This window comes from Marinobacter lutaoensis, assembly GCF_001981305.1.
In the GTDB taxonomy this organism is placed as follows: Bacteria; Pseudomonadota; Gammaproteobacteria; order Pseudomonadales; family Oleiphilaceae; genus Marinobacter; species Marinobacter lutaoensis.
Genome location: NZ_MSCW01000007.1, coordinates 241,805 through 255,312, shown reverse-complemented (window position 1 = coordinate 255,312; position 13,508 = coordinate 241,805). Strand labels below are relative to the sequence as shown.

Genomic DNA, 13,508 nt, shown 5'->3' with positions numbered 1-13,508 from the left:
CGGGGGTATGACCATGCAAGCAGCAACGGCACAGCAACAGGACGGGGACCTGCAACAACGCTGGCAGGCCCTGCAGCAAGCCCATCCAGGCCTGCGCATCCGTCAGGCCGCGGCGGAACTCGGGGTGAGTGAAATGGCGCTGGTGCTCCTGCGGCGGGGGACGGGCCTGATGCCCCTCAAGCCCGCCTTCGACACATTGCTGGAAGCCATGCATCAGGTGGGGCCGGTGATGATTCTGACCCGCAATGACCAAGTGGTGCACGAAGTCACGGCGGCGTTTGGCGAATTCAAGACCAGCCGTTCCGGGGCCATGGGACTGGCCGTAGGGGAGATCGACATCCGTGTCTTCTTCAACCAGTGGTGCCACGGCTTCCGGGTGTTGGAAGACGGGCGCTCCGGGCCGCGTGAAAGCCTGCAGTTCTTCGACCGCTACGGTACGGCGGTGCACAAGATCTACCGGGTTGAGGCAACGGACGGTGCGGCTTGGGAGCAGTTGCTGCATCGCTTCGCCGATCCGGACGCCTGGCCCGTACCGCCCTCGGAGGCCCGCCCCGTCCCGGAGCGGGCCGACCCGGCGGCGGTGCCCCTGGCCCCGCTCCGGGCCGACTGGGCGTCGCTGAAGGATGTGCATCATTTCCATGCGCTCTTGAAGAAACATGGTGTCGACCGGCTGACCGCCCTGGAACGGGTGGGGCCGGAATGGGCCCGGCGCCTGGAGAACGATGGCGAGCTTCCGGTGCTGGACCGTCTGCTGGAGCAGCTTCGCGCCGCCGCCTGTCCGGCGATGTACTTCGTCGGTAACCCGGGCATGGTCCAGATCTATACCGGCCGGGTCAGCCACCTGCGTCGCACCGGGCCCTGGATGAATGTGCTGGACCCCGGCTTCTCACTGCACGCCAATACCGACGGTATCGAGGCTTGGTGGGTGGTCCGCCGCCCGTCGGTGGATGGCCTGATTACCTCGGTGGAGGCCTTCAACGGCCAGGGCGAACTGGTCCTGACGGTTTTCGGCGAGCGCAAGCCGGGCATCCCGGAATCCGAGCTGTGGCGGGAACAGGTGGCCCGTTTGGAGGGGCGGTCATGACGCGGGTGGTGTGGTTGGCGGCGTTGTTACTGGCTTGGGCCGGCGTTGTCCGGGCCCAGCCGGTGCCAGAGCGGGTCGTCAGTGCCGATGGTGCCGTCACCGAGTTCGTCTACGCGCTGGGCCAGGGCGAGCGGCTGGTGGGCGTGGACACCACCAGCCGTTATCCGGAGGCCGTGGGCCGGCTGCCCAAGGTGGGGTACCTGCGGGCTCTGCCGTTTGAAGGCGTGCTGGCGCTCAGGCCGGATCTGCTGCTGACCACCGAGGAGGCGGCCCCCGAGCGCAACCTGATGCGGCTGGAAAACGCCGGGGTTCGGGTGGTGCGGCTGCCGGTGGCCTGGACGCTGGCCCAGGTGCGGGAGCGGATCCGGCGCATCGGCCAGACGCTGGCGGCCGAACCGGAGGCCGAACGGCTGATACAGAATTTCGATGTGCGCCTGCAGGCGGTCGAGGCCGACATCCGCCACCGGGGGGCCTCGCCCCGGGTCCTGTTCCTCCTGGTGGCGGGCAGTCATCAGCTGATGGTGGCCGGAGCCAACACCGCCGCCGATGCCCTGCTGGACATCCTGGGTGCCGACAACGCGGCGGGGGCCATGGAAGGCTACAAACCGGCCAGCCGGGAAGCCCTGATCGCCACCCGTCCCGATGCCATCGTGGTGGCCGAAGCCAGCGCCGGCCAGTTCCGGGTATCCGACTGGCCGGAGCTGGCCCTGCTGGATGCCTGGCAACGGGAGCGCGTCTACGTGGGTGACAGCATGTTCCTGCTGGGCTTCGGTCCCAGGCTGCCGGAGGCACTGGAGGCGGTCAATGCAGTCCTCGCGCCTTAGCCCGCGATTTCCGGGCCAGCTGCTGGACCCGGCCGGTCGGCTGCGCTTCGGCGCCTCGCTGGCACTGGTCGTGGCGCTGGCGGTGGTGGCCGCCCTGGTGTCCATTTCCAGCGGGGCCTACCCCATCTCCGTCACCGACATGCTCCGGGTGCTGGCCGGCCAGCCGGGCCAGGACGCCGCCGCGCGACTGGTCTTGATGGAAGTGCGGCTGCCCCGGTTCCTGCTGGGATTCCTGGTGGGGGCCGTGCTGGCCGTGTCCGGCGCCATTCTGCAGGGGCTGTTCCGGAATCCGCTGGCGGATCCGACCCTGATTGGCGTCTCCTCGGGGGCTTCGCTGGCGGCGATCTCCGTTATTGTGCTGGGTGAGGCCCTGCTGGGACACTGGCTGCATCTGGCCGAGACCTGGGCGCTGCCCCTGGCGGCGTTTGCCGGGGGCAGTGGTACCGTGTTCCTGGCCTGGAAAATTGCCCGGCGGGCAGGTCAGGTGTCGGTGGCGACCCTGCTTCTGGCCGGCATTGCCATCAACGCCATCGCCATGGCCGGTACCGGCCTGCTGACCTTCCACGCCAATGACGAACAGCTTCGGTCACTGACGTTCTGGACCATGGGCAGTCTGGGCCATGCTGCCTGGCATGACCTGGTCGTGGCCGGGCCGTGGCTGCTGCTGGCGTTGCTGATGGCGCAGACTTTGGCCACGCCATTGGACGCCTTTCTGATGGGCGAGTCGGTGGTGGGCCATCTGGGCTTCGACACCGAGCGGGTCAAGCGTCGCGCCATCCTGGTCGCGGGGCTCGGCGTGGGTGCGGCGGTGGCCGTCAGCGGCCTGATCGGCTTTGTCGGCCTGGTGGTGCCGCACCTGGTGCGGCAGATGGCCGGCGCCAGTCACCGGACCCTGCTGCCGATTTGCGCCCTGGCCGGCGGCAGCCTGCTGGTGGCGGCCGACAGCCTGGCCCGGGTGGTGGTGGCCCCAGCGGAGTTGCCCATCGGTTTGATGACTGCGCTGATCGGCGGTCCCTTTTTTCTGGTGATCCTGCTTCGGATGAACGTGTCATGACGGTTCTGCAAGCCCGGCAGCTGTCGGTCGCCCTGGCGGGCAAAACCGTGGTCGAGGACCTGGACCTGACCTTGTCGGCCGGGGAAATCACGGTGCTGCTGGGGCCAAACGGCGCGGGCAAGTCGACGCTGCTCGGTGGTCTGGCCGGCGAGCTGCCGATAACCGGCGAACTGAATTTTGGTGGCCGCCCGATGACGGCCTGGGCCCCCGGTGCTCTGGCCCGGCAGCGGGGCGTGATGCCTCAGCGGGTCGAGGTCAACTTTCCGCTGACGGTGGAAGAGGTGGTGCGCCTGGGCCGTACGGGCGGCGACCGGCGGGCGGACGAGGCGATCCTTGCGGAGGTGCTGAGCGCGCTGTCACTGGAGGGGCTCCGTTATCGCAAAATGCCGACGTTGTCCGGTGGTGAGCAGCAGCGGGTGCAGCTGGCCCGGGTGCTGGCCCAGATTCTCGATAGCCAGGGGCCGCGCCTGCTGTTGTTGGATGAATGCACCTCGGCCCTCGATCCCGCGCATCAGCAGCTGGCGCTTGGACTGGTTCGGACCCTGGCGCGGACGCAGGGCATCGCCGTCCTGGCCATCGTCCACGACCTGAATCTGGCGGCTCAGTTCGCGGACCGGCTGGTGGTGCTGAAGGCGGGACGGTGTGTGGCCAGCGGTCCCGCGGAGGAGGTACTGACGCCGTCGATGCTGGCGTCCGTGTATGGTTATCAGGCGCGGGTTGAGCGCCTGGCCGAGGGGTATTCGGTGATCGTGCCGGTGGCGGGCGCAGTTCAGACGGCGCCGGTGAAACCGACCTGCCGCCAGGCTTCGTAGACCACCAACGCGGTGCTGTTGGAGAGATTAAGGCTGCGGCTGTCCGGGCGCATCGGGATCCGCAGCCGACGCTCCGCCGGCAGCGCATCGCGTACCGGCTCGGGCAGGCCTCGGGTTTCCGGGCCGAACATCAGGTAATCGCCGGGCTGAAACCGGACGTCGTGGTAGTAACGCTGGCCCCTGGTGGTGAAGCCGAACAGCCGCTCCGGCTGCTCGGCCGCCAGAAACGCCGCGTAGTCCCGGTGTACACGCACGCGGGCGTATTCCCGGTAGTCCAGCCCCGCCCGCCGCATCTGTTTGTCCTCCAGGGAAAACCCCAGCGGCTCGATCAGGTGCAGCTGGCAGCCGGTGTTGGCGCAGAGCCGGATGATATTGCCCGTGTTGGGGGGAATCTCCGGCTCATACAGAACCACGTGGAACACGGGGTCAGCGTTCCACCGCCAGGGCAACCCCCATGCCGCCGCCGATGCAGAGGGTGGCCAGCCCCTTGTGGGCATTGCGGCGGACCATTTCGTGCAGCAGGGTCACCAGAATGCGGCAGCCGGAGGCGCCGATCGGATGGCCCAGGGCGATGGCACCACCGTTGACGTTGACCTTACCGGTATCCCAACCCAAGCCCCGGTTGACGGAAATCGCCTGGGCCGCGAAGGCTTCGTTGGCTTCGATCAGGTCCAGGTCGTCCACGCTCCAGCCGGCGCGCTTCAGGCAACGTTCGGTGGCCGGGATGGGGCCGGTGCCCATCACCGTGGGGTCGACTCCGGCGCTGGCGTGGGCCCGGATCACCGCCATGGGCGTCAGGCCCAGGGCCTTCGCCCGGTCGGCACTGCACACCAGTACGGCGGCGGCGCCATCGTTCAGGGACGAGGCATTGCCGGCGGTGACGGTGCCGTCCTTCTTGAAGGCTGGGCGCAGCTTGGCCAGGCTGTCGGCGGTCACGCCGTCCCGGGGGCATTCGTCCTGGTCAACCACCAGCGGATCGCCTTTGCGTTGGGGCACGCTCACCGGCACGATCTGGCTGCGGAAGTAGCCGGCGGCCTGGGCGGCCACGGCCTTCTGCTGGGAGGCGGCGGCGAAGGCATCCTGCTCTTCGCGGCTGATGCCGTACTTGGCCACGATGTTCTCGGCGGTGATGCCCATGTGGTAATCGTTGAAGGCGTCCCAGAGGCCGTCGTTGACCATGGTGTCGATCATGGCCCAGTTGCCCATACGCTGGCCGTTTCGGCTGTTGGGCAGCACGTGGGGCGCCTGGCTCATGCTTTCCTGGCCGCCGGCGATCACCATCTCGGCGTCGCCGCAGCGAATGGCCTGCACTGCCAGGTGAACCGCCTTCAGGCCGGAACCGCAGACTTTGTTAATGGTCATGGCTGGCACCGTCTCCGGCAGGCCGGCGCGGAGGGCGGCTTGTCGGGCCGGGTTCTGGCCACAGCCGGCGGTGAGGACTTGGCCCAGCACCACCTCGTCGATCTGATCACCGGCGACGCCGGTGTCCTCCAGCAAGGCCTGGATCACGGCGGTACCGAGCTGATCGGCCCGGAGGCCGGACAGGCCCCCGCCAAAACTTCCGATGGCGGTCCGCTTGGCGGCAACAATCACGACATCACGCATGGAAACTCTCCGGTTGGTAGCGGCGCGAGCGAACACCGTCGCGCTCTTCGTTTTGATCATCAATGGTGGCGGCATTGTAGCCGGAAAGGGGGAGGCGGCCAAAGCCCGTCCATGGCAGGGGCCGGGCGGCGGACTACATGTTCAGGCTGCGGCCGCCATCCACGGAGATGATCTGGCCGGTGATGAAGGGCGCATCACACATCAGAAACACCACGGTGCGGGCGATGTCGTCGGGGTTGCCGGTGGTGGCCAGCGGGGTCTTCTCGACGATCGCTTTCTGATAACTCTTGTCGATAGCGCCGTTGCTTTCCGGCCAAAGAATGGCGCCGGGCGAGACGCCGTTGACGCGGACGTCCGGTGCCAGGTCCTTGGCCCAGGAGCGGGTCAGCGCCGCCAGGCCGGCCTTGCTGGCGCAGTACAGTGGATGGTTGCTCAGGGGCTTTTCGCTGTAGATATCGATCAGGTTGATGACGCTGCCCTTGCTGTTGCGCAGGGCGGTCAGGCACGTCTGTACCAGAAAGAAGGGTGCCTTGAGGTTGGTGTGCATGATCCGGTCCCAATCATCGTGCAGCGCCTCGCCGGTGGGCGTGGGGTAGAACACCGAGGCGTTGTTCACCAGGCCCTCGAGGTGGCCCCAGTGGGCAATGGCTTCCTTGCCCAGCCGATGCACATCGTCGGTACGGGTCAGGTCCGCCTGCAGGCAGATGGCGGAACCCGGACGGACGTCGTTGAGCCGCTCGGCGAGTGCCTGGGCCTGAGCCTGGCGGGTGCGATAGTGAATGACCAGGTTCCAGCCGCGTTCGTGCAGCAGTTCCACGGTGCGGGCTCCGAGCCGATGGGCGGAGCCGGTTACCAGTGCGACAGGCGCATACTCGGTCATGGCGATCCTCGGTGGTTGTGGGCCGACAAGGCCCCTTCTATACGTTTCAGGCGTTCCTGATGAATGGCCTGGCCCAGGGCGGAGCCCCGATAGCCCTGGGCCAGCAATGCCGCGGGCTCCACCCCGGTGGCTACCTGCGCGGCCAGTTCCAGTTGCCGGACGCGGCCGGCGAGGCCCGGTGGTGTGGCGCAATGCAGCACCGTCAGCAGGGCATCGAACCGGGGGCGCCGGCGCCAGACGTCGGCGGTATCCAGCAGTTCGAGCAGCGCCGGGGCCGGCCCTTCCGGCAAGGATAATGCAGTCAGACGGTCGAGGAAATGGCTGGTGAGGCGGGCCATGTCGCGACAATCATTGGGGGCTTTCAGGCACCGGGCCCGGTGCTCGGCCTGGTCAGTGGGCACGGCGGCGAAGAGTCCGGCAAAGCGTTGTCCGGTGCTGGTATCGGGCCGGAGGGCGAGGCAGTCCAGAGCATTGAGGCCGGTGGCCAGTCGGTCGGGTTCATTCAGTTCCGGTATCAGTACCGCCAGCGCCCCGCACTCGGCCAGCACCCGGAAGAAAACGGTGGGGGCGGCCTCGTGCAGAGCCCGCTGGATTTCCTGCCAGACTCGCTCCGGCACCAGGTGCGCCACCTCGCCATCGTCGACCATGCGGCGCATGAGCGTCAGGGTGTCTTCACATACCGAGAAGCCCAGGGGCTGGAATCGGGCTGCGAAGCGGGCAGTACGCAGGATGCGCAGCGGGTCTTCGGCAAAGGCCGGAGACACGTGACGCAGGCGGCGGGCCTTGAGGTCGTCGAGGCCGTGAAAGGGGTCGATCAGTTCGCCGTTTTCTGCCCGCGCCATGGCGTTGATGGTCAGGTCGCGGCGTTGCAGGTCCTGCTCCAGGGTGACATCCGGAGCGCTGTATACGGTGAAACCATGATAGCCCCGGCCCTGCTTGCGTTCGGTGCGGGCCAGGGCGTACTCCTCCTGGGTGCGCGGATGCAGGAACACCGGAAAGTCAGCCCCCACCTGGCGAAAGCCCTGGGCCCGCATCTGTTCCGGCGTGGCCCCGACCACGACCCAATCCCGGTCCTTGACGTCAAGGCCCAGCAGTTCGTCGCGGACGGCGCCACCAACCAGGTAGGTTTGCATGTTGTGCCTGTTCCCTGCGTTGTCTGTCTGTTCCGGGATTATCCGGGCTGGACGGGAGCGAGGCAAATGACGGAAAGGTAGGGAAATCCCGCCCGGCGGAGCCCCGGGCGGGAAGGGGTCAGAACGCGGTGCCCAGCTCCAGGGCCGCGCCGATGTCGGCGTCGCTGTACAGGGCGCCCAGATCCAGGTGCACGCCCAGCAGGTTCAGGCCCAGCCCGGCGGTGAACTGGGTGTCCTCGGCAATGCCGTCGTTGTCGTCATTGCCGGCAAGGTTGTGGCGCACGCCCAGGCGCAGCTGAGCGTAGCGCCAGGCGTCGAACTCGGCGCCCAGGGCCAGCCACTGGGTGTCGTCTTCGTAACCGAAGGCATCCTTTCGGGTCAGGTCCAGCTCGGCGGTCACGACGTGGTATTCGCTGCGGTGGGCGATACCGGCGGTAACCATGGGTTTGAGTTCGAGGGTGTGGGTGTCCTCCAGCAGCGGTTTGCTGCGGGCGGAATCCAGTTCCATGGGAATCAGGTTCTTGACCATCAGGCCGAGGTTCCACTGATGTGAGTCGCCAAAGGCGTAGGCGGCGCCGATATCCAGGTTGAAGCCGCTCTTGTCGGTCTGGTAGTCGTCGCTGTCGAAGTCTTCGTCCTCGAAACCGGATACGGTCTCGGTGTATTGATAAGTGGTCAGCTCCACATACTTGGGCGAGATTCCGATCTGGAGGCGGTTGCCATTGCCCAGGTCCAGGGCATGGGCCACGCTGATACCGGCCTCGAACACGGCGGCGGCGAGGACGCGACCGCGGGATTGCAGGTCGTCCTCCAGGTCGGCGTTCTGAAGCTGCAGCAGGTCGGCGGGGTTGTTCGGATCAAGCGCCACCAGGGTTTCCAGGGTGGCCCGGTCATCTTCGTCGAACTCGCCCCGGACCGTGGCCACCAGGTTGCCGTTGGTGAACACGCCGAACGCCAGAGACCGGCTGGGAACGGCCAGAGCCAGCCCCAGCCCGGCGTTGACCCGGGCGGTGTCCCGGTCGAACCGGTCGAGTCGCTCCAGCAGCTCGGCGGCGAGCGCCTGGGCCTCTTCCGGGCGGGTGCTTCGGTCAAGCTGTTGGAACCGGTCGATCACATCCTGGATATCGTCCACTTGGTCCACCGTTTCTTCCTCATCGGCGATGCGGGCATTGACCGAGGGCAGCATCAGGCCGAAATCGTCGGCCCAGTCATGGTGGTCCGCCGCCAGCATGGCGGGATTGGCACCGGGTGCGGCCGAGGGTTGGGCGATGGCAACGCCGGTTCCGGCCATGGCGAATGACCGGGTCGACATCGGGGATTGAGGGTTGGCCAGGGTTGCGCCCGAACAGGCCGCAAGGCCTGTGGCGATGGCAAGCTTGGTCAGACGGTGTCCGATCATGGCTGGTCCTTTGTGGGTCTGGATGGATAGCGAATGAAACAGATGCGGAACTCAGGTTAGGGCAGAACTCGGTCGCGAACATGACAGAAGCGGTAACGGTTTGTTCTTGATGTGTAAATGGAGGCAGCGTTTTGCCGCTTTTCCCGCCCGGCGGTTGGTGTTGTCCGCTCTATTGTCATGAGATCAGTGGGTTATGGAACTTGGCGTGTTTTTTTCATGGTAGGCTGGAAACGCCTGTTTTGCGGAGAATGTGTGATGGTTATGCGACGGACCCTGGTTCTCGCTCTGGTGTCGCTGGCCTGGGGGCTGTCGGCTTGTGCCCCGGTTGGTGGCTACCGGAACACCGAATCGTCCGCCAACCCGGAATCGCTGGCGCCGATCGTGGTCCGTGCCAGTGGCTTCGGTACCTACGAGAATGTCTCGACGGATCGGCTGGATCCGCGCCTGCGCCTGCTGGCGCGCCGTGCCTCCCGTCTCGATGCCTACCGGAACCTGGCGGAGCGTGTCTATGGCACGGTCGTTTACGGAGGCGCCACGGTGAATGATTTCGTGCTGCGCAACGACCTGTTCCGCGTCTATGTGGACAGCTACATCCGCGGCGCCAAGGTGGTGGCGGTCAACGAGCACAGTGACGGCGTGGTGGAAACCGTCATGGAGTTGAAGCTGGAGCCCCGGTTCCGCGCCTGCGTTTCCGGTGTGGACGATGACCAGGTACGGGCGCTTTGCCCGATTCCCATGCCCCGGGGCCGAGATGCCGGCGGCGATATCGAAAGCCGGTCGGCCGATTCCCTTTACTATCTGGAGTGATCATGGTGTGTTCTCAGTCTGCTGCGTCCCGTTACCGGAGGCCCGGCCGGCGGCTCGCCGCTGGCCTGCTGGCCGGGTTCCTAGCCATGCTGGCGCCGGCGGCGGGCGCGGTGATTCTGGAAGGGGTGGGGCATGCGGTGATTCTGAACGGTGATCTGGATTCGGCCCGCGCGGCCGCGCGGGAAGCGGCGCTACGGGATCTGGCCCTGCGCTACGAAGCCCGGGTCAGTACCCGGGAAACGGTGGAAAACGGCGTGTTGACCGAGTCCCGGGTGGACGTGGCGACTCAGGCCCGCGCCCGGCATGTCGAGATCGTCTCCGAGCAGCGGACCGGTGACCGCCTGCGTCTGGTGGTGCGTGCCGACATGACGGAGCCGCCGGCGATCTGTCGCGCGGCCGAGGCGGCACGCCTGAAAAAACGGGTGGCGATCACCGGTTTCCCGTTGCTGCAACCGGGCCAGGCCCAGACCGGCCGGCTGGACGACGCCGGCGAGGTCCTGCCGCAGCGGTTGCAGGCCGGCCTGCGTGACAGCGGCCGGCTCGAGGTGCTGTCGGCCACGGGCCTGTCCCTGTTCGGCGATGCCGTGGACGCGCCGACTTGGCAGGGCAACGACAATCGCTTAAGCAACGTGGCCCGTTTGGCCCGCGAGCTGGGGGCCCAGTTTGTGGTGACCGGTGTCATCCGGGACCTGGGGTTCACCGATCCGACGGCCTGGGACACCTCGGTATGGGGCGGATTCAAGCGCAGTCTCGGTGCGGTGGATCAGAACCGGCGGTTCGTGGTCGACCTCATGGTTTTCGACGGTTTCAGCGGCTCACCGTTCTATCAGGAACGGTTCGCCACCGAGGCCGAGTGGCGGACCGTGTCGGGGCGTTCCACCGGCTTTGCCTCGGCCGGATTCGAGAGCACCGCCTATGGCCAGGCCGTGACGCGGACACTGGCGGAGATGACCCAGGCGGTGGTGGATGTGCTGGCCTGCCAGCCCTTCATGACCCGGGTGGTTCGGGTGGAGGGGCCGTCGGTGACGCTGGCCTCAGGGGCCACGGCCGGGTTGCGTCCGGGCGATGAATTGCATGTGTACCGGAGTGCCCGGCACTGGGACGCCCTGGCCGGGGCGCCAGAGCTGAGGGATGCCGGGGTGAGCGTGACCCTGAACAACGTGCACCCGGAGTTCAGCAGCGGCCGGATGCCGAAGCTGGCGGGCCAGGTCAACGTACAGCGGGACGACCTGGCCATCATCTGGTAACCGGGACGGTTCAGTCGCGCTCCAGCTGGGCCGCGGCGATGTCCCGGATGCGGCTGACCATGGCGCGCAGGCCATTGCCCCGGGTGGGGGAAATGTGCCGGAACAGGTCCAGTTGTTCGAACAGTTCGTCGATGTCGGTGGTGAGCAGGTCCCGGGGGCTCTTGCCGTTCAGGGCCACCAGGATGATGGCGGCCAGGCCGCGCACGATCATGGCGTCCGAGTCGATCAGCAGGTACAGCCGGTCCCGGGCATCGTCATAGTGGTGGATGAGCCAGACTTGGCTCTGGCAGCCGTGCACATAGTTGTCCTCCACCCGGGCTTCGTCCGGGAAGGGCGGCAGCTGCTTGCCCAGGTCAATGATGTAGGCGTAGCGTTCTTCCCAGTCGTCTAGGAATTCGAAGGCGTCGAGGACATCCTTCAGGGTGGTCTCGGTGCCCAGCGGGTTGTCGAGAAAAGCCCGTGTCTGCACCGTCATCACAGCATCCCCAGTTCCAGTTTGGCCTCGTCGGTGAGCATGTCGTTGCTCCAGGGCGGGTCGAAGGTCAGCTCGACGGTGACCTTGTCAACGTTGGGCACGTGCTCCACCTTCCGCTTGACGTCTTCGGTGATCACCGGCCCCATGCCACAACCCGGCGCGGTCAGTGTCATCCGGATGTGGACGTGGTTGCCGTCCTCGGTGCCGTTCTCGATTCGGCAGTCGTAGATCAGGCCCAGATCCACCACGTTGACGGGAATCTCGGGGTCGTAGCAGTTGCGCAGGGCTTCCCAGACCTGGTTTTCGTTCACGGTGCCATCGGCCGGGGTTTCGAAACTGCTCTCCAGCGGCTGCTTGCCCAGGGCGTCGGCGTCATGCCCCTCGATCCGGGCCAGGTTGCCATTGACCGCCACGGTGAAGGTGCCACCCAGCGACTGGGTGATGGTCACGAAGGTGTCCGCCGGAATCATGATTTCCGTGCCGGAGGGGACGAGCCGGGCTTCCACCTCGCGCTTGGTCAGGACCACTTCCCGTTCTTGCATGCCCACGTTGGCCTCGCTGTCTGGTGTATCAGGCTATGGTAAAGCTTTCGCCGCACCCGCACTCCGCCGTGGCGTTGGGGTTGCGGTACTTGAACAAGGAGTTGACCCCCTCGGTGACGAAATCGATCTCGATGCCGTTGACCAGGGGCAGGTGCTCCTCCTTAACGTACACATCGACGCCGTCGATGTGAAACACCCGGTCGTCCGGCGCCGCCTCGCTCACCCACTGGGTGTCGTACTTGAAACCGGAACAGCCGCTTTTCTTGATGGCCAGGCGAATGCCCCGGGCCTCCGGGTGCTTGTCCAGTTGCTTGCGAACGTGCCGGACCGCGCTCGGCGTCATGGTCACGGAGACGTCCTTGCTTGGGGTGAAGACTTCGGCTGTCATGATTCCACCTCCTTCAGGCAAACAGGCGCTGAATCTTGCGCAGGCCGGCGAACAGCTGTTCAACCTCATCCAGCGTATTGTAGAACGCGAACGATGCCCGCGCCGTGCCGGGCACTGCGTAGAAGTCCATCAGCGGCATCGCGCAATGGTGTCCGGTGCGGATGGCGATGCCCTGCTGGTCCAGCAGCGTACCTATATCACTGGGGTGCAGGCCGGCGATTTTAAAGGACAGGACGGGAACCTTGCGGCGGGCGGTGCCGATGATTTCCATGCCGGGTACAGTATCGACCAGGGCGTTGGCCCGCGCCAGCAGGGCGTCCTCGGCCGCGGCCAGCGCCGTCCGGTCGAGGCGGTCCAGGTAGTCGATGGCGGCGCCGAGGCCGACCGCCTCGGCGATGGCCGGGGTGCCGGCCTCGAATTTGTAGGGCAGCTGGTTCCAGGTGGTCCGCTCGAACGACACCCGCTCGATCATTTCGCCCCCGCCCTGGTAGGGGGGCATGGCCTCCAGCAGCGCCTCTTTGCCGTAGAGCACGCCGATGCCGGTGGGGCCGAACATCTTGTGGGACGAGAACGCGTAGAAGTCGCAATCCAGCGCCTGCACATCGGGCCGGAAGTGGGGCACCGCCTGGGCTCCGTCGATCACCGTCACGACGCCCAGAGCGCGGGCCTCGGCGATCAGCTCCGCCACGGGGTTGATGGTGCCCAGCACGTTGGAAACATGGGCAATGGCCAGTACCCGGGTCCGGTCACCCAGGCGCTGACGGAAGGCGTCCATGTCCAGCTCGCCCTCGGCGGTGAGTTCGATGGGCACGACCCGGGCGCCGGTGCGCTCGGCCACCATCTGCCAGGGCACGATGTTGGCGTGGTGCTCCATGCGGCTGACCAGGATTTCGTCGCCTTCCCTCAGGCGGGGCGCCAGGCCGTTGGCCACCAGGTTGATGGCCTCGGTGGTGCCACGGGTCCAGATGATTTCTCGGGTGCTGGCCGCGTTCAGGAACCGGCGCACTGTTTCCCGGGCGCCCTCGAAGGCAGCCGTGGCCCGATCCCCCAGGGTGTGGGCGCCCCGGTGCACGTTGGCGTGCATTTCCCGGTAATAGCGGTCCATGGCGTCCAGAACGGCAACCGGTTTCTGCGCCGAGGCGCCGTTGTCCAGGTACACCAGGGGCTTGCCGTTCACCTGCTGGGACAGGATTGGAAAGTCCCGGCGGAGGGCCTCGACATCCAAAGCGGCGGTGCTGGCCTCGGACAGGTTGCTCAT

The 13,508-nt window shown here is 66.6% G+C and carries 15 protein-coding genes; 6 read left to right on the top strand and 9 right to left on the bottom strand.

Features of this window, described 5'->3' with window-relative positions:
- The first annotated feature begins 13 nt into the window (after nt 1–13).
- The 4 genes from BTO32_RS10765 to BTO32_RS10750 all read left to right on the top strand — a co-directional run bounded on the left by BTO32_RS10765 (nt 14) and on the right by BTO32_RS10750 (nt 3,774).
- Nucleotides 14–1,084, top strand: a complete 1,071-nt coding sequence (locus BTO32_RS10765; protein ID WP_245820316.1) for a hemin-degrading factor — start codon at nt 14–16, stop codon at nt 1,082–1,084.
- Nucleotides 1,081–1,908: a heme/hemin ABC transporter substrate-binding protein gene (locus BTO32_RS10760; RefSeq protein ID WP_076724644.1), complete on the top strand. Its 828-nt coding sequence runs from the start codon at nt 1,081–1,083 to the stop codon at nt 1,906–1,908. Before BTO32_RS10765 ends, BTO32_RS10760 begins: the two co-directional genes overlap by 4 nt.
- A gap of 82 nt (nt 1,909–1,990) precedes the next feature.
- Complete coding sequence (locus tag BTO32_RS10755; RefSeq protein WP_425435228.1) at nt 1,991–2,962, top strand: FecCD family ABC transporter permease; 972 nt, start codon at nt 1,991–1,993, stop codon at nt 2,960–2,962.
- Nucleotides 2,959–3,774 (top strand): heme ABC transporter ATP-binding protein, encoded by an 816-nt coding sequence (locus BTO32_RS10750; protein ID WP_076724643.1) that lies wholly within the window; start codon nt 2,959–2,961, stop codon nt 3,772–3,774. Before BTO32_RS10755 ends, BTO32_RS10750 begins: the two co-directional genes overlap by 4 nt.
- Here BTO32_RS10750 and trmL read toward each other — a convergent pair.
- From trmL to traF, 5 genes are all read right to left on the bottom strand, one after another.
- Nucleotides 3,732–4,196 carry a tRNA (uridine(34)/cytosine(34)/5-carboxymethylaminomethyluridine(34)-2'-O)-methyltransferase TrmL gene (gene trmL, locus BTO32_RS10745; RefSeq protein WP_076724642.1) on the bottom strand — a complete coding sequence of 155 codons (465 nt, stop codon included), beginning with the start codon at nt 4,194–4,196 and terminating at the stop codon, nt 3,732–3,734. The genes BTO32_RS10750 and trmL overlap by 43 nt on opposite strands.
- Nucleotides 4,197–4,200: 4 nt before the next feature.
- Entirely contained in the window at nt 4,201–5,379 is a 1,179-nt protein-coding gene (locus tag BTO32_RS10740) for an acetyl-CoA C-acetyltransferase (RefSeq protein ID WP_076724641.1), read from the bottom strand.
- A gap of 133 nt (nt 5,380–5,512) precedes the next feature.
- Entirely contained in the window at nt 5,513–6,259 is a 747-nt protein-coding gene (locus tag BTO32_RS10735) for a pteridine reductase (protein WP_076724640.1), read from the bottom strand.
- Entirely contained in the window at nt 6,256–7,392 is a 1,137-nt protein-coding gene (locus tag BTO32_RS10730; RefSeq protein WP_076724639.1) for a tRNA nucleotidyltransferase/poly(A) polymerase-related protein, read from the bottom strand. Before BTO32_RS10730 ends, BTO32_RS10735 begins: the two co-directional genes overlap by 4 nt.
- Nucleotides 7,393–7,510: 118 nt before the next feature.
- Nucleotides 7,511–8,791, bottom strand: coding sequence for a conjugal transfer protein TraF (gene traF / locus BTO32_RS10725; RefSeq protein ID WP_076724638.1), 1,281 nt, complete (start codon nt 8,789–8,791; stop codon nt 7,511–7,513).
- A 255-nt stretch (nt 8,792–9,046) separates the two neighbouring features.
- Between traF and BTO32_RS10720 the strand changes: the two genes are divergently transcribed.
- Nucleotides 9,047–9,598, top strand: coding sequence for an LPP20 family lipoprotein (locus tag BTO32_RS10720; RefSeq protein WP_245820315.1), 552 nt, complete (start codon nt 9,047–9,049; stop codon nt 9,596–9,598).
- 2 nt (nt 9,599–9,600) lie between these two features.
- On the top strand, nt 9,601–10,845 hold the full coding sequence (locus BTO32_RS10715; RefSeq protein WP_076724636.1) for a flagellar assembly protein T N-terminal domain-containing protein: 1,245 nt from the start codon (nt 9,601–9,603) through the stop codon (nt 10,843–10,845).
- Nucleotides 10,846–10,855: 10 nt separating this feature from the next.
- Here the strand turns inward: BTO32_RS10715 and BTO32_RS10710 are convergent, their stop codons facing one another.
- From BTO32_RS10710 to BTO32_RS10695, 4 genes are read right to left on the bottom strand one after another with little or no spacing between them, the layout of a single operon-like run.
- Nucleotides 10,856–11,320, bottom strand: a complete 465-nt coding sequence (locus BTO32_RS10710) for a SufE family protein (protein WP_076724635.1) — start codon at nt 11,318–11,320, stop codon at nt 10,856–10,858.
- Nucleotides 11,320–11,862: a putative Fe-S cluster assembly protein SufT gene (gene sufT / locus BTO32_RS10705; protein WP_076724634.1), complete on the bottom strand. Its 543-nt coding sequence runs from the start codon at nt 11,860–11,862 to the stop codon at nt 11,320–11,322. Before sufT ends, BTO32_RS10710 begins: the two co-directional genes overlap by 1 nt.
- Before the next feature lie 28 nt (nt 11,863–11,890).
- Nucleotides 11,891–12,250: a HesB/IscA family protein gene (locus BTO32_RS10700; RefSeq protein WP_076724633.1), complete on the bottom strand. Its 360-nt coding sequence runs from the start codon at nt 12,248–12,250 to the stop codon at nt 11,891–11,893.
- Between the two features lie 13 nt (nt 12,251–12,263).
- Complete coding sequence (locus BTO32_RS10695; protein ID WP_076725076.1) at nt 12,264–13,508, bottom strand: cysteine desulfurase; 1,245 nt, start codon at nt 13,506–13,508, stop codon at nt 12,264–12,266.